At 40.5% G+C, this 15451-nt stretch carries 18 protein-coding genes and 1 pseudogene; 14 read left to right on the forward strand and 5 right to left on the reverse strand.

Annotation, left to right across the window (positions count from 1 at the left end; all coding sequences use genetic code 11):
- Positions 1-45 precede the first annotated feature (45 nt).
- A complete protein-coding gene (locus tag ACFVQB_RS19785) occupies positions 46-531 on the forward strand; it encodes a MarR family transcriptional regulator (RefSeq protein WP_379442579.1) in 486 nt (161 codons plus the stop codon).
- 291 nt (positions 532-822) lie between these two features.
- On the opposite strand, the gene ACFVQB_RS19790 is transcribed toward ACFVQB_RS19785, so the two are convergent.
- Complete coding sequence (locus tag ACFVQB_RS19790) at positions 823-2148, reverse strand: hypothetical protein (RefSeq protein WP_379442583.1); 1326 nt, start codon at positions 2146-2148, stop codon at positions 823-825.
- Between the two features lie 732 nt (positions 2149-2880).
- Between ACFVQB_RS19790 and ACFVQB_RS19795 the strand changes: the two genes are divergently transcribed.
- The 3 genes and pseudogenes from ACFVQB_RS19795 to ACFVQB_RS19805 form a co-directional block, all read left to right on the forward strand.
- Positions 2881-3642, forward strand: coding sequence for a hypothetical protein (locus tag ACFVQB_RS19795; RefSeq protein ID WP_379442586.1), 762 nt, complete (start codon positions 2881-2883; stop codon positions 3640-3642).
- Entirely contained in the window at positions 3639-3842 is a 204-nt protein-coding gene (locus ACFVQB_RS19800; RefSeq protein ID WP_379442589.1) for a transposase, read from the forward strand. Before ACFVQB_RS19795 ends, ACFVQB_RS19800 begins: the two co-directional genes overlap by 4 nt.
- Positions 3805-3975: pseudogene (locus ACFVQB_RS19805) on the forward strand (IS3 family transposase); the annotation flags it as partial. The gene ACFVQB_RS19800 and the pseudogene ACFVQB_RS19805, both read left to right, overlap by 38 nt.
- 91 nt (positions 3976-4066) lie before the next feature.
- Here the strand turns inward: ACFVQB_RS19805 and ACFVQB_RS19810 are convergent.
- Positions 4067-4699, reverse strand: coding sequence for an FMN-dependent NADH-azoreductase (locus ACFVQB_RS19810; protein WP_379442592.1), 633 nt, complete (start codon positions 4697-4699; stop codon positions 4067-4069).
- A 133-nt stretch (positions 4700-4832) separates the two neighbouring features.
- Between ACFVQB_RS19810 and ACFVQB_RS19815 the strand changes: the two genes are divergently transcribed.
- From ACFVQB_RS19815 to ACFVQB_RS19830, 4 genes are all read left to right on the forward strand, one after another.
- Entirely contained in the window at positions 4833-5267 is a 435-nt protein-coding gene (locus ACFVQB_RS19815) for a M23 family metallopeptidase (RefSeq protein ID WP_379442594.1), read from the forward strand.
- A complete protein-coding gene (locus ACFVQB_RS19820; protein WP_379442598.1) occupies positions 5254-5418 on the forward strand; it encodes a hypothetical protein in 165 nt (54 codons plus the stop codon). Before ACFVQB_RS19815 ends, ACFVQB_RS19820 begins: the two co-directional genes overlap by 14 nt.
- A gap of 175 nt (positions 5419-5593) precedes the next feature.
- On the forward strand, positions 5594-5926 hold the full coding sequence (locus ACFVQB_RS19825) for a hypothetical protein (protein WP_379442602.1): 333 nt from the start codon (positions 5594-5596) through the stop codon (positions 5924-5926).
- A gap of 128 nt (positions 5927-6054) precedes the next feature.
- Positions 6055-6483, forward strand: coding sequence for a hypothetical protein (locus ACFVQB_RS19830; protein ID WP_379442606.1), 429 nt, complete (start codon positions 6055-6057; stop codon positions 6481-6483).
- 423 nt (positions 6484-6906) lie between these two features.
- On the opposite strand, the gene ACFVQB_RS19835 is transcribed toward ACFVQB_RS19830, so the two are convergent.
- Positions 6907-7044: a hypothetical protein gene (locus tag ACFVQB_RS19835; protein WP_177031296.1), complete on the reverse strand. Its 138-nt coding sequence runs from the start codon at positions 7042-7044 to the stop codon at positions 6907-6909.
- 119 nt (positions 7045-7163) lie between these two features.
- Here ACFVQB_RS19835 and ACFVQB_RS19840 point away from each other — a divergent pair, with 119 nt between their 5' ends.
- From ACFVQB_RS19840 to ACFVQB_RS19855, 4 genes are all read left to right on the forward strand, one after another.
- Positions 7164-7379 carry a helix-turn-helix domain-containing protein gene (locus ACFVQB_RS19840; protein ID WP_379442610.1) on the forward strand — a complete coding sequence of 72 codons (216 nt, stop codon included), beginning with the start codon at positions 7164-7166 and terminating at the stop codon, positions 7377-7379.
- Positions 7380-7478: 99 nt separating this feature from the next.
- Positions 7479-7682 carry a hypothetical protein gene (locus ACFVQB_RS19845; protein WP_269054571.1) on the forward strand — a complete coding sequence of 68 codons (204 nt, stop codon included), beginning with the start codon at positions 7479-7481 and terminating at the stop codon, positions 7680-7682.
- A 309-nt stretch (positions 7683-7991) separates the two neighbouring features.
- A complete protein-coding gene (locus tag ACFVQB_RS19850) occupies positions 7992-8327 on the forward strand; it encodes a YolD-like family protein (protein ID WP_379442616.1) in 336 nt (111 codons plus the stop codon).
- A gap of 201 nt (positions 8328-8528) precedes the next feature.
- A complete protein-coding gene (locus tag ACFVQB_RS19855) occupies positions 8529-9359 on the forward strand; it encodes a hypothetical protein (protein ID WP_379442620.1) in 831 nt (276 codons plus the stop codon).
- A gap of 448 nt (positions 9360-9807) precedes the next feature.
- On the opposite strand, the gene ACFVQB_RS19860 is transcribed toward ACFVQB_RS19855, so the two are convergent.
- Positions 9808-10383, reverse strand: a complete 576-nt coding sequence (locus ACFVQB_RS19860) for a hypothetical protein (protein WP_379442624.1) — start codon at positions 10381-10383, stop codon at positions 9808-9810.
- Between the two features lie 617 nt (positions 10384-11000).
- On the opposite strand from ACFVQB_RS19860, the gene ACFVQB_RS19865 reads away from it, so the two are divergent.
- A complete protein-coding gene (locus ACFVQB_RS19865) occupies positions 11001-12932 on the forward strand; it encodes a fructose-1,6-bisphosphatase (RefSeq protein WP_379442628.1) in 1932 nt (643 codons plus the stop codon).
- A 145-nt stretch (positions 12933-13077) separates the two neighbouring features.
- On the opposite strand, the gene ACFVQB_RS19870 is transcribed toward ACFVQB_RS19865, so the two are convergent.
- Positions 13078-13971: a 2-dehydropantoate 2-reductase N-terminal domain-containing protein gene (locus ACFVQB_RS19870; protein WP_379442630.1), complete on the reverse strand. Its 894-nt coding sequence runs from the start codon at positions 13969-13971 to the stop codon at positions 13078-13080.
- Positions 13972-14131: 160 nt separating this feature from the next.
- Here ACFVQB_RS19870 and ACFVQB_RS19875 point away from each other — a divergent pair, with 160 nt between their 5' ends.
- The gene (locus ACFVQB_RS19875) at positions 14132-14725 is read left to right on the forward strand and encodes a TetR family transcriptional regulator (RefSeq protein WP_379442633.1); all 594 of its coding nucleotides are present in this window, start codon (positions 14132-14134) and stop codon (positions 14723-14725) included.
- Positions 14726-15451: the final 726 nt, after the last annotated feature.

Consider the following 15451-nt stretch of genomic DNA (forward strand, 5'->3'; position numbering starts at 1 on the left):
TATGTATAATGAGGAGAGATACGCGAATAGAGGAGACCAAAGAGAATGCAGCCAATGGATCTTTCTAAACAATGGATTTTTAAAAGCTTTATCCATCTTATGAGTCAACAGGACATAAGGGAAAGCAAGTTATCCGTCAGAATGAGTGAGGAACTACATAAATTCGAAAAGGAATTTGGCGAAAAGGGGAATTTGACCTTGTCGGAGATTCACCTCATCGCATGTATCGGAGATTTCTCACCGATTAATGTCACCTCCATTTCAGAAAAAACCGGATTAACTAAAGGGTCCATCACAAGAATTAGCAAAAAACTTCTAAAACTGGCCTTGATTAAAAGACAGCAGATTAATGACAATAAAAAAGAAGTCTATTATAGTTTGACTTCAAAAGGCCAAAAAGTTTATGTTATCCATCATCGAATCCATCAAGAAATTGAAGAACGATTCATGAATTTTCTAGATAAGTATACTGCTAATGAACTTGTTTTTGCGAGCAAGTTCATCCAGGATTTAAAAGAGTGGGATTATTGAAAGATATACGCCTGAATCGTCGATAAAATAAATGCCCATAGAGCTGCTAAGTTAGCAGCTTTTTTATCTCAATGGTATTACCCCTCCAATTAGACATAATCCAAGAATTCTTCGTCTGGATTCATTCAACTAACGGACAGAATAGTTGAATTAGATAGTAAATTGAGAAGATAATAAATTATTCGAGTTAGGAGAAGCATGAATAAAAGGAAGTGGTGGCCTTACATCGGCACGCAAAAAACTAGGCTACCCGCAGCAAAGTGTTCGTGGGGTTGCCTAGTTTTGTTGTGGTTACAGGTTGTAATCGATGCCTTCGCCAGCGCCTGTGAGGGCGTTTACGTATACGTGAGAAACGCCTTCGATCCCAGTGACGGAAAATGCGTATACAAGCTTGCTGTTTTGGATCTCCAGCTTTGGCTTACCCGAGACGTTTACTTTTGAGCCGAGCTTCTCAGAGGCTTGCTCCGCTGTTAGTTTCGGGTGAAGTGGAAAGGTTTTATTGTAATTGTAATAATATCTATACGCATCAAAGCTTTTCAACGCACCGGTACGGCGATTAAATTGCCATACGACTTGCATCTGCGGAATGGAAACTTGTTCCCGAACCGGGATATACGTGAGATAAATTGAGGTATCTTTTATTTCTTTTGCTACTATTGTCAGACGTTCATCAGACCAGCGCGCCATCCAGGTGTCCGCAACCGCGATAGCCTGCTTTAAGTCCATAGATTGCTCCACAGCTCCTTCTTCGGAGATCGAGCCGTCGCGTGTCACTTGGAGCACGTGTCCGCTTTTACTCAGTGTTGCAATATAGGAGCTGGTTGGTTTTCCAGCGGTGTCCGATAACTTGAAATCCATGACTTCTCCTAATTGGGGGCTGCTCCCGCCGGAGACCATGTTGACGATTTGCTTACCTGCTCCTGTATTCCAAGCTTCGCCCATGAAGATTTTCGCTTTGGCCGCAAGCTCCGTAGCCTTATAAGTGGTTTCGCCGGCGAAAACGGTTCCTGGCTTTGGAGGTGCATAAGGATTCTGATTGTACAGGAACTCGTTAAAGGCTTTATTGCCGTACGTGGAGACCGAGTCGAGTTGAGACAAGGCCTCTTCCATTTCGGTCGAGATCCGTTCTATATCCGATAAAGAGGTACCATCACCTTTCTCTCTCATCAGATCAAGATACGGTAGGGCGGTACTCGCGAACTTTCTCAGACGCTGAATTTGTTCTAATTGATCCGGGTTGAGCGAAATTTCCTTCTCGCTGGCGGGATAGGCTAAGTAGCGGCTGCCGTTCGTGATAAACGATTCGTACGCTGGCCAAGATTGAAAGTTCGTTGTAGCGGATGCACTCCTTACAAATTGCAATATAAGATTGGCATTTTCAATCGCAGATTGAAGTGCTGCTTGCCGATCTGCAAACGTAGGTGCCGCAAGGGACTCCGCAAGCGCATAGTCGAAATTGCGCAAGTAGATCGATTGCATATGCGACCAGTATTGCGTATTGCGCTGTTGTTGCTGCTCCCATTGTCGATTATTCTGATGCTCCGTATAACTGAAATACGTGCCCGCTAATGTCGTCGCGCAAAGCAGACCAATGATGGATTTGGTAAGAACATTCATGTCTATTAAAGCTCCCGTCTTTATGTTCATAATGCTTATCCACTTTAACAAAGATGAGAACACAGTTTAATGAGTAAATATTGCCAATGCAACTCGCTAACCCGTTGACCAATTCTGCACGCATGAGGCTGATGAAAAGTACATTAGAGGTAGGAAATAATATCATTAGGACATTAGATTATTCACGTTAATTTTCGTTTAATCTTTTACGACTACTTATGCTAGGATATTGAACTAACGGGAAACGATAGCTCAATATTTTAAAGAAGTAGCAGATCAATGTGATTGGCTGCTTTTGTTCAACTAACTGGCAGTTAAAGATTAATTTTATTATTATTCATCGGATTTTTTGAGAACTGGCTTCAAAGGACGCGAATGATACTGACAATTTCGTGCAGGAAATGCACGGCAAGTCATTTTTGTTTGCGATAGTATTTAACTCGAAGGGAGGGAGAACGATGGATTGGTTGGAGAGGATGAAAGGCGCCATGGATTATATTGAAACAAATTTGGGGGAGTATATGTTGTTTCGCATATAGTCTGACCTTGCTTTCCTATCTCCAGTGCAGCTCGTTTAATCTTGTCACCGGACAAGTCTTCACCGATTATTTGGCAATTTTTCCTCTTAGTAAATTTTCCATGAGTATGGTATAACTCTTCTTGCTGTAAAAAAATAGACAAGGGGATACAACATGCAAAAGAAACACAAGTTTTGGAATAGTCCCCAGCTTAATGATTGCTGCTTCCTTAATTTCTACATCATTGCTCAATAACACCACTGCTTGGGGGAGCCCTCCCTCCGAAAGATCAACGCTCCAAGAAAGCAACATTTCCGACGACTCTAAGTTGACGTCTAACACTCCCAAAGAGATTGATTCGCTTCGAAGTGAGAAATCGAAGACATTCTTAAATGAGAACGGGACGTACACGACTCAAATTTCTGAAACTCCAATTCACTATCAAGATTCCTCTAATCAAGAGTGGAAGCCTATTGATAATCGTTTAAACACGACGAGTCAAATGGCTTACAATGAGGATAAATTCACCATTGGCCTAAACTCCGTATCGGAATCAAATCCGGTAAAAACCACGCAAAGCATATCTAGCACAAAAGCTGCAGGAATTGTTACGGATAATGTAATGAAATATAAAGGGCTTTATCCTGATACTGATTTAATCTATACCCTGGGAAATGACAGACTGAAAGAAGAGATCAAACTCAGTAAAAAGCCGACCGGCAAAAAGTCAGTGATTTACTCATTTGCCTTAACCCTAGGAAACCTGGATTATCGCCAGGAACAGGATGGCTCCGTTTCCTTGGTTAACCCATCTACAGGCGATACTGAATATATCATAGACAAACCGTTGATGTATGATTCCTTTATACCTGAAGGCTATCAGCAAGTAGAGGGGGTTAATGCTTACCCTGAAGAATCTCTTTCCTACGATATTCACTATGAATTGAAAGAAAAAAAGGGACAGTTATACATATGAACTGCACCCCAATTGTTAGACACCATCAGCAATTGGAGGTGCAGTTTTTTTCAAAATTTAATTTAGACTTGAAGATAGAAGCTATTCATCAATACTTATCAGGAAATGAAGGGATTAAAACCATTGCGAAATCCTTAGGAATTAATCATGAAGTCCTGCGTCTTTGGCATTATGAAGTCAGAGTTTCTTTATCTTCATGAGTTTGAAAGTGTGGATCACTTCAAGCAAGAACTAGCACGGTACATGGATTACTACAATCACAAACGCATTAAGTCAAAATTAAAAGGCATGAGCCCGGTACAATACCGAGCTCATGCCAAACAAGTTGCATAATAATATTGGTCTAACTTTAAGGGGTCACTTCACATGATCGGCTGCTTTTGTTTAATTAACGTGGAGAACACTTCTAAAACTGGGTGAACGATCAGAAATGTTTGGCAACTTCCTTTGCTTTTGCAATTGCTTTTTCCTTAATAATTGGTGCTTGCTCTAATGATGCCGTTCCCTCCACAAAAATTGCCTCAATAGATTGAATTCCATAGAAGTGTAATATCTTTTTTAGATAGCTGAATCCCATTTCAATCGGAGCAAGTGGACCTTCCGAATAAACGGATCCGGAAGCTTGAATGTGTAATGCTTTTTTGCCGGACAACAGACCCACAGGGCCATTCTTGGTATATTTGAAGGTCTTACCCGGAATTGATGTCACATCCGTGTATGCTTTCAGAACCGGTGGGATCGAGAAATTCCACATAGGTGAGACGTACACATACTTATCGGCAGCCACGAATTGGTCAATAATTGCTTCATGACGAGCTATTTTTGATTTCTCAGCATCAGTCAGTTGATCGAAAGACGAACCTGATCGCATCTTTCCCCATCCGCGTAAGACATCAGCATCGATTTGCGGAATGTTCTCTTGGTACAGGTCTAAATAAACAACTTCATCTGTTGGATTTGCCTCACGGTATGCTTCAATAAATTCATTTCCAATTGCGAGGCTATAAGATGACTGAGGATCAAGAGGATGTGCAGTGATGTATAGTATGGTTGACATGGTTTAAAACTTCCCTTCTGTAATTAAATTAAATACACTTTCTGAATAAATCATATCGCATATATACTATTTGTGAAGTAGGCACAATCATGTGGTATACTCTAAAAAAAGGTACTGTAACGGAGGAGAACACATGCAAAAGGACCCTGTAGGTGGTGAAGTGCTACATGCCAAATTGGGTGTGTCCGGATCCGGCTTCGGAAATTATGGAATCGTAGTGGCTATTAAAGATGATAAAGGTTATTTGCACGTATACGCTCATCTATCAGCTGCAGGCGTAAAAGTTGGCCAACAAGTTAAACGGGGGCAGTTGATCGGAAAGCAGGGCAGTACCGGCATCAGTAGTGGAGCGCATTTGCACTATGAGGTGCGTAAGGCAGCCAGTCCGCAATATGGTTACACTGCCACAGAAGCGGGAGTGGTTGAGCCGACACAGTATCTTATCAACTATTACGGCTTGAAGCCTGATAAGGAGGACAAACCAGTGACACAAGCAAGAGATACCAATGTACCTAGTAAATGGGCAGAAGCGGCATGGGCAGAGGTTACAGCCAATGGGTATTTTTGACGGGACACGTCCGGGGGCAACTATTACTCGCGAGGAAGCTGGAATCGTGGTTAATCGGCTACGGAAAAATTTCCTGGCCTTGATTGCTACGACTAATGGCAATGTGTCAGATCTGGACGATCGACTTAAGAAGATTGAAGCGGAAGGATGAATATGGTAATATGTCCGTAAATCCGATAGCATCGGTTAAAGAGGCTCCACTGGCTTAACGCTAGTGGAGTCCTTTTTTTATTTAACAAATATTTTACACATTTCCCCTTACTTCGACATTGGAAATATAATACTATGATCTAGTAACATAAATACAAATATTTGGAGGTATTGGAATGATTGTGTCTATGAAAAAGAAACTGGTATTAGCTATGTCGACTTCCGTACTCGCTCTATCATTTGTTATTGCTCCAATCTCCGCATTTGCTAGCACGCCGAATCCTGTTGACAGAGCAAAGATTGAAACGCCAGTTGTTACTCCACAACCAGTTGAAGTTGATGATGGCACTGTTACGACAATGGGATTCAAAAAATCAGCCTTTGTATTTGCTCTAAAGCATGGAGGGGAACTGCTCGAAGATTTGTTGGAATATCTAGGTAAAAAAGAGTATGCTGATTATGTGAAAGAAAATCGTTTATCTATCGCGAACTTTATAGAAGAGACTTAACTGGTAGTAGAGAAAAACTTAATTGGATTTTTAATATTCGAATGCAGTATTCCACAAGGTGCAGCGACAGTAATAGCTAAAGCTATTATGTTTATTGCATTTTAAATAATTTACAAGGTGGGAATGGAATGAATGTAGATGAACAGCTTGAGCTTTTGAAATATCAAATCAAGCTCATTAGAACGGTGGTTGCCTCGGATGAACATCCATATTTCATGTTCCTACTTGATCACGATTTTAATGAAAAGCAAACTCGTTCTTTGACCGATGTGTTATACATATTTAACCGCAGGCTAAAAGAACAAACTAATGCAAGAGACGAACAAATGGAGCTCTTTCACAGGGAGAAGTTGGAAGATATAAAGGAACGTAATAAGTTCTTTTCGGTTCCTGACGATTTTCTATTTAGTGATTCCCCACCAACATATGAAGAGTTCGTATCTATCGTGAAGTTGATAGCGCCAACAGATGTTAACCCATCATATCTTTTGAAATCTCTTCAGATGCAAGAGATGTATGTTAATCTATGTGAACATTTGTTAAAACAACAAAATTGAATCGGTAAAAGGGCACTGCTGGCATAACGCTTGCAGTGCCCTTTTTTGTTTACATATATATTTTTATCAAGCAACGTGTCCGGTGTTTGTTAGTCCGCAGCTCAGCTGCAGCTTTGCGGCCCAGCCATCGTTTGACAATCCGGACCGCTTGATAATATTTTTCTGCCCCACTCACATAAATGTATGTGATGTCTCCTGCGCTGTTGTACTTCCAAGGTATTTGCATCCCCAATCCCAACCCTTCTATTACTTTTTGAAGTTTTTGATCGACAGTATTAAAGCAGCTACTGAGATAACGAATCCACCTATGGAAATAATCCAGATTGCGATATCCATTTTGCATACCTCCAGTTTCATTTTATTTTACATCTGTGTTAAGATTGGGATGAGCAGGCGCTGTGTTAGCCGCCTACTCGGGAACTTTTAACGTTTGCGTGGTCCGCGGCGTTTGGTTCCTTTTTTCTTTTTCTTGCTCTTAGCGGCGGTACTTAGCATATTGACGATGGCCGTCGTCATGTTTGCGATCGCTGTTAGGAGCAAGACCCAATCTAATGTTTTCATTGCTGTTGTTCACCTCCTCCTTATATATATAATTATACAACGAATATCGTTGAATGTCAACGAATATAGTTGAATTATGCATCGCAATATTATATAATTAATTTGAGGTGAGACTATAAATGTTGAAGTTGAAGCTGGCTGAACTTATTGACGAACGTGGCTTGAATACACGGCAACTGAGTAAAATGACGGGCATTCGTTGGAATACGATTGCTGATATGGCCGAGAACAAGTCCAAGGCTTGGTCGCCTGACAACCTGAACAAGATAATGGAAGCATTAGAACTTAACGATATATCTCAATTGATTAATTACGAAAAGGAGCAGCAGGGGTAATCCTGTTGTTCCTTTTTTTAGTTATTGAATAACGAACGTATATTCGCATATAATAATAAAAAAAAGAAAACATACGTTCTTATTATTGGAGGGATGAACATGCCAGTGAAATACTTGGGTTGGTTAGTGGAGATCATTTACGAGGACCAAAGCGGAAAAATCACGAAACGCCGTATCCAGGTCAAGAGCATACGGTCAGGAATGATTAAAGCTGATGATCTATTGTCGGGGCAGCCGCGGACATTTAAGGAATCCGGTTTACTGGCATGCTATCCGATCAGGACGACAGCACAAGGGGCTTAAACATGTTGACGGATTATGAACGGAAGGTACTGAGGATCTTGTACAACTACAATAGCGGACGGCGGCGGTTTCCAACGATTCACGAGTTAACGATTAAAACAGGTAATGGCGAGAAGGTTGTCATGGCTGCTCTTAACGTGCTAATAACTGCCAAGTACATACATTGGGATGATAAGTCAGACACCAGCAATATTGTAATTTTGGAAGGTTGGGAGCGCGAAGGGGAACGGCCTAAAGTCGATCATAGACCAATACCATCTAATAATAATAACATGGACTATTGGACTCAATATTAAGGGGGCGTTAACTATGGCTAGCAAATTGACGGCGAACGGTGTATACGAGGGATCTCGGATTATCCTTCCGGAACATCGTGAAGCGTACGTAAAGGCTATGAGTGAACAGGAGAGACGAGGGAAACCTGTCCTGGACGAGCAAGAATTGCAATTAATTGAAGATGTTTTAATGGAATCGTTCCATGAACATACGACCGTCACTCTGACCGTATTTAACCCGTTCGATGATGAGGTGCTGCGGGGAGTAGTTACAGCTATTGATAAGCCGAATAGGAGAATTAAACTTGTCCGGGGAGCAGAGGATTACAGTTGGCCTAAGATAGAAGAGATTATTAAAGCAAGCATATAAAAAAGAAGTGCCTTGGTCTTTATGACCGGAGGACCTTCTTATTGATACGGAACATCATTTTTAATTAGAACTGTTTTAACCTCCTGTAATTTCAATTTTCTTGAAATCAAAAACAAAATTTTTGTTGTTTTCCTGAATATGTCAATATATAATAAATATGAAATTACATACTTTAAAGGAGGATTTTTCTATGTTTAAAAAATGTTGTCTTCTTTACTAGTTTCGGCACTTATTATTTCTGGAGGTGCTTCTGCCTATGCTTCGCCAGAAAAAAGTGCTAATGTTCCAATTAAACAAACTACTTCTATCAGCAAAGATTTGTATACTGTTGATGGTGAATTCCTTGGTAGTTTGAACAAAACCACAACTATAGAACAAGTAGTTGACAAAAACGGTGAACCTTCTTATATCTCTACTGAGATTAAGGATTACGAACTAGCAGAAGAATATGCAGCTATTCCTGCATATGCAGAAAAATTCGCAGATTCAACCGAAGTTACAACCTTTTCTGTTAATGAAGAAAATGAATTAGTAGTAAATGGTGAAGTGATCACAGAAAATGACTTCCCTACACTCTCAATAGGCTCCTCCAATGCGAGTGGTACTCCTTCATTCTCAATAAACTCTTCCGATGCCGGTGGTGCTCCTACAATTTCGCATTATTATAGCAACAGTGATAGAACTAGATATACCTTTGGTACATATAGTGGTGTATCTTTTAAATTTGATGGTGGGGTATATGTTGGTCCTACTGGAAGTAATGCTTCCAGAACCAGCATAACGAAAAGCAATAATTATTTCTATGAAGCTAAAGCAGCTATGGATTCCGTTGAAACTAATTATCGTGACACCTATGTAAAGGCGGCAGCTTTTGCGTTCGAAGCTGCTGTGACATTCTTCTCTCTGAGTACAGTAATTGCAGCTATACCTCTTGGAGGAGCGCTTGCATTTATTGCAATAGATCTTTATAATACTTTTAGTGATCTTCAAGATGATGTTGGAGAGGCCTATTATGCTGTCTCGCATATGTAACTAATATATGTAAATAACTCAGGATCATTAGATTTGCTTCATACCTTTTTTGCAAATTAAACAAATTAAAGGAACCTACTATTCCATTTTATTTTGGTAATGAGGTTCCTTTATTTTATTTATGAAGTTAATGTTATGAATAGCACAAATATTACAAGGGGTGATCTTATAAACTGGACAGTATTTGTAGGCTTAGGTTTATATATTTACATTGTGATATTAGTGAGCTACCGCTTGATAAGAAAAGAAGCAACAAAACACCATATACAGAACATTGCATTACTGATTACTGCTATTATTTGCATAAACGCGATAGATTCAGTAAATATATTTAGACCGATAATTATGCTGGTTACGTTTGTGATTTTAGTTATATATGTATCTATTTTAATTATAAAAAATATTAAGAAGAGATCGGATTAATGAGCCGGTCTTTTCCTTATGAATTTTAATCTTCTTCTGTAGGATGATAGACATAAACACCGGGAAGCTCGGGTCGATGTCTTTTGGTGATTGCAAGATATCTGTTCACGACATCTTCACCAAGAATCGAATGATTATACTCTCTTGAACCAGTGTTGTACCAGAAAGTATAGAGTGCTCCCCGAACCTTAACATCGACTACAATTACAGGAGCATCCGGTTCGTCTGCATATGGATCGTTTGGATCACAATCAAAGTCGTCTACCGATATAAAGCAATGTTCTAACTCTCGCCAGGTTAAAGCGTCTTTCATACGATCCTTAACAAATTCAGTGAATAGTACATTCGTAAGTTCTCTTATGCGGCCATAATCAATACCGTCCTCAACCTCATATACGTTTTCGAAAAACACACTATTAAATCCTTGTTTGAATCCCTCCAGAAACACCTCTGATGATGATTGATATACGTTAATCCTTCTGGTCTTATAAACTTCTCCATGCTTTAAAATTTGTGCAGCTTGCTCATACTCTCCATCCCATCCACCTCGACGACAAAAACGAACCTTTGATCCTTTTGGTGCAAAAATATTCATACTCATTAATGGTGCTCCTCCCCATAATAGCGCCCTAGAAGGTTGGCGGGCTATTTGATATAATTCAATATTAGACAAAGGCGAAGTACTGGTTTGCTTCACAGAAGACAAGACATCAACAAAAATCACAAAAAAAATCACAATCTCTGCGAACGTGTACGAACGTGTGCGAACAAAAAAATAAGACGATGATCCTAAATCGGCTATTATTATAGGCACACGAACGCAGGCGAGTGCGGGCGAGTGCGGGCGGGTGCCGATAGAACATCCCTTTAATGAAATTTGTTCATATATGAGAAACTGGAGTATGATGGGGGAAGGCAATGCTGATAATCACCATTTAAATAATTTTATTTTTATTGTTAACCATACAGGTAAAGAGTTACCAAAAACCTAATGTTTTTCTTTTTAGCTATTGTTCCAAAGGATTGTCCTTGGAAATTTCCTATAAAATCAATGCCACATATGGAGCGATATCTTCGAGATTTAATGACCTGTGCGGATGGCATTCCGAAAGCATTACGTTTATACAAAAAACATTTATAGAGCGGAATTTTATTGTAGGTATAAAGCTTTTGGACCCGGCTAACATCACCATACTTCCTTGAAGGGGGACATCTGTTTTGGATGAGCAGTTTCTAGATTTATTGGCCGAGAAATATGATACGGAAGAAAAAATCATAACAGAGATCATCAACCTTGAAGCGATCTCCAATCTCCCGAAGGGAACCGAGCATTTTGTCAGTGATTTGCATGGGGAGTACCAGGCTTTTCAGCATGTACTAAGAAACGGTTCAGGTACCGTCAAAGAGAAAATCAAAGAATTATTCCGTGAGGTTTGGACAGATCAAGAAATCAATGAATTTGCGGCGTTGGTTTATTATCCGGAAGAAAAAATACAGCTGGTTAAAGGGGACCTGTGTAATAAGCAAGCTTTGAACCAGTGGTATAGACAAACGATTGAACACATGCTTAAGCTTATTTCTTATGCCTCTTCCAAGTATACGCGCTCGAAATTGCGTAAAGCTCTGCCCGAGCAGTATGTATATATTGTAGAAGAGCTTCTATACAAGACGGATTCGACCAACAATAAGGATCCTTATTACGAGGAAATATATCGGCAAATTATATCCTTGGGCCAGGCGGACAAGCTCATTATCGGCCTTGCTTATACGACTCAGCGTCTGGTGGTTGACCATCTTCACGTGGTTGGAGATATCTATGACCGGGGGCCGGACCCCGATAAAATTATGGATACGCTAATCAACTACCATTCTGTAGACATTCAGTGGGGGAACCATGATGTCCTCTGGATCGGTGCCTACGCGGGTTCTCTCGTCTGCCTTGCGAATATTATCCGGATCTGCGCCAGATATGACAATCTGGACATCATCGAAGATGTATACGGAATCAATCTTCGCCCACTGCTAAACTTGGCGGAGAAATACTATGAAGACAATCCGCCCTTCAGACCTAAGCTACAGGCTGGCCATAGCGTATCGGAGCAGGAAATTCTGCAGATCACCAAAATTCACCAAGCCATTGCCATGATCCAGTTTAAACTTGAAATCCCGATTATCAAAAGACGCCCATACTTTAATATGTCTGAAAGACTTTTGCTGGAGCAGATTGATTACGACAAAAATGAAATCAAAATCTGCGGTAAAACGTACCTGCTGGAAAACACCTGTTTCGCAACCGTAAATCCGCAGAAGCCTGAACAATTGCTGGAGGAAGAACGTCAGGTGATGGAAAAGCTGCTGTTCTCCGTTCAGCATTCCGAAAAGCTGGCCAGACATATGAATTTTCTCATGAAAAAGGGTAGCCTTTATTTAAAATACAACGGGAATTTGTTAATCCACGGCTGTATTCCTTTGGATGAAGAAGGAAATATGGAAGAAATGCAGATTGAAGACAAGACATATGCGGGCCGGCAATTGCTTGATGTTTTTGAAGATTATTTACGTTACGCCTTTGCGCATCCGGAAGAGACAGATGATCTGGCGACGGATATGGTATGGTACATCTGGACAGGGGAATGTTCCTCGCTCTTTGGAAAGAGAGAAATGACCACTTTTGAACGGTATTTTATCCAAAATAAAGAAGCACATAAGGAGAGAAAGAATCCTTACTACCATTTACGTGAAAATGAAGAGATCTGTCGAAAAATCTTGCTGGAGTTTGATTTGAATCCGGATCATGGACATGTCATTAACGGCCACACGCCAGTCAAAGAAATTCGTGGAGAGAACCCTGTTAAAGCAAACGGAAAAATGATCGTGATTGACGGCGGTTTTTCCAAAGCCTATCAATCCACAACGGGCATTGCCGGATATACCTTGTTGTACAATTCCTTTGGCATGCAGCTCGTCGCCCATAAGAAATTTAATTCAAAAGAAGATGTGTTATGTAACGGAACGGACGTGTTATCTGTAAAAAGATTGGTGGACAAAGAACTGGCGCGGAAGCTGGTGAGGGAAACCAATGTCGGGGAGAAGCTCCTGCAGAAAATCTCAAATTTGAAGGATCTACTAGAATATCGCTACATGAAATGATTCGATTGCTAAAAGTACACACCCGGATCAACCGTTTAAGTGCAATTTGATGTAGACGCTCGTATTGGGCAGGGAAGTAATAATACCCTGCCTGTGCGAGCCTTTCTTTTTTTACAGAGCGATTTAACACGAGGCCTATGAGATATCATCGCCGGGAGGATATCATTTTATGAAACATCTCGTCTAATAACATTATTTCCGCTTTTTGGCTGATGGCGTGGTTCCCAAGCTTTACATCAATTATGAAGTCATTGCTGAGCATCTGGCGGTAACGGGAAATAATATCGTTGTCAGTCAATTTTCCCATTTCCTTCGTTTCGGGTGGGATTACCGGAATTCCGGCTTGCTCTACCAGATGAATGTTTTGTTTAATATCTGCGGCGATCTTGCTTAGAGTGCTTACACTTCTTGCTCTATCTATATCCACCATTCCGTCATTCGTATAGAAATGCTTGTTGACGATCGCCAGTGCAGTATGCGAAATATGGAATGCTTGAATGTCTTTTTGGATTTCAACATGCAAATCCACCGACTCAAATATTTGGGCAAGCTCTTTCACTCTCTCGGTCATCAGTCCATTTATTTCACCAAAAATGGTTCCTTGATGTTTTTCAGAACCGAATTGGGCGTATAGAACATCTTCTTTGATGTCTCCACCGGCACCAGGGAAGCCCGGAAGTAAGCGATCTCCCACGATTTCAAGCCAAGAATCATATCCAATGGTGTTGGTCAAGGTGACGATGGTCTTGCTCCGATTATGCTTGATCGCAGACAGGGCAGATTCGACCTGATCATATCGGACTGGGACCAAAATGAAATCATAAATGTCGTCGTTATCAAGCTTTTCTATCGAATTGATCGATATTTGCTTTATCGTTCCATTATCGTTGTATTTCAGTCCGTCCCTTTTCAGTGCCTCCAGTCTCTTTCCTCGTGCAAGTATAGTGACGTCTAGTCCCGACTGTGCGAATCGGAGTGCATATACACTGCCAATCACGCCGGCGCCAAATATCAAAAGTCTATGTGGTCTGGTGCTCAATATGATCCTTCCTTTCAAAGAATTATTCACAGATTGTTTAAGCAACACCTGTTTGATAAGATGATAATATCGCATGCTTATGATTTCAACCGGCAGAGTTAGTGGAAAGTTGCATAGACAACACATTGTGATAATTGATGTTTAACAAGGAGGTATAGTAATGGTAAATCAGGAAGATCCGAGGGTGTTGCGTACTCGACAGTTAATTAGAACTGCGTTCAGACATTTGTTGCGGAGAAGGGGATTTGATGCAATCACGATCAAAGATATCGCACAGGAAGCAACCATTAACCGCGCCACCTTTTATGCCCATTTTGAAGACAAATATGCTTTACTTGACGAAGTCACAGAACAGGCTTTTCATGAGATGATTCCTGAGCATGTGGCGAATGCACAGGAGTTTACGGATGAAATATGTGACCAGTTGATCTTGCTGACGCACCAATACATCGTAGATTTTTATCGGATCTGCAGAATAAATTCCAATTCAATGGCTAAGCTTGTCGATGAAAAAATAAAGAAAATGCTGCAGCAAACTATAGAAAGCATTTTTTTGAAAGGGGATACCCACCATGGGGCGGACAAGCATCATATAAAAATTGCGGCGGCCATGACAGGTTCAGCGATCTATGGCGCTGCGCATTATTGGTTAAATGTCGAGGAAAAGGATCGAACCGATGAGCTTGTAGACATTGTTCGTCTCTATGTAATGAACGGCCTGGGCTGCATCGTAAATGGTGATGAATGCAGATGAAAAACGAAACTGGTCAGATAGGAACAATGGTGTACCATAAGTTACACACTTAGATTTGGCTACTTAACGAATGATGGATGATGTTGAAAATAAAAGGGCATAATTCCATGAAAGAAGGGTATTTTGTGTCATTTTAGTAGGGAAACTTTATGTCAATGTACAACGACAGCGGAGAGCATCAGCTGTCGAGGGACAAGAACATATTCCCATTGAAGTCGCTATTTTAGCAGCTTTTTTATGTTATCGGTACAAGTTCTTGTCCCAAGCCAAGGACAAGAACTTGTACCGATTGCCGGAATAGACAAGAACATCGTCCGATTACCGATTAGATGTATATCTAAATAAAAAGCAATTTAGGTAAAACCTCAATAGGCAGCATAATGCAGGACAGTTTTCACATTTCTTATGGAACAAATGACTCGATAAGAGATAAACACGGGCAGATAGTTAATAAGAAAGTGAAATAGTGGTACTGTGACTAGCTGTTGAGGACAAGAACATAGTCCGATTGCCGATTAGATGGATATCTAAACATTATTTTTCCGTTAATTCATTAAACTAACGGGCAGAATAATTTAATTAACTCTAACAGAATACCGGGGGATCGAGCATTTGCTAAAATAGCAAATAAAACCTCATCTGAGAAATTTGACTATTAACAAATAAATAGAGAAAAGGGTATCGGCATCCACAGAGTGCATCGCAATGAACATCAAAGCAAAACAA

The sequence above is a fragment of the Paenibacillus sp. NPDC057886 genome (assembly GCF_042796655.1).
Classification (GTDB): Bacteria; Bacillota; Bacilli; order Paenibacillales; family Paenibacillaceae; genus Paenibacillus.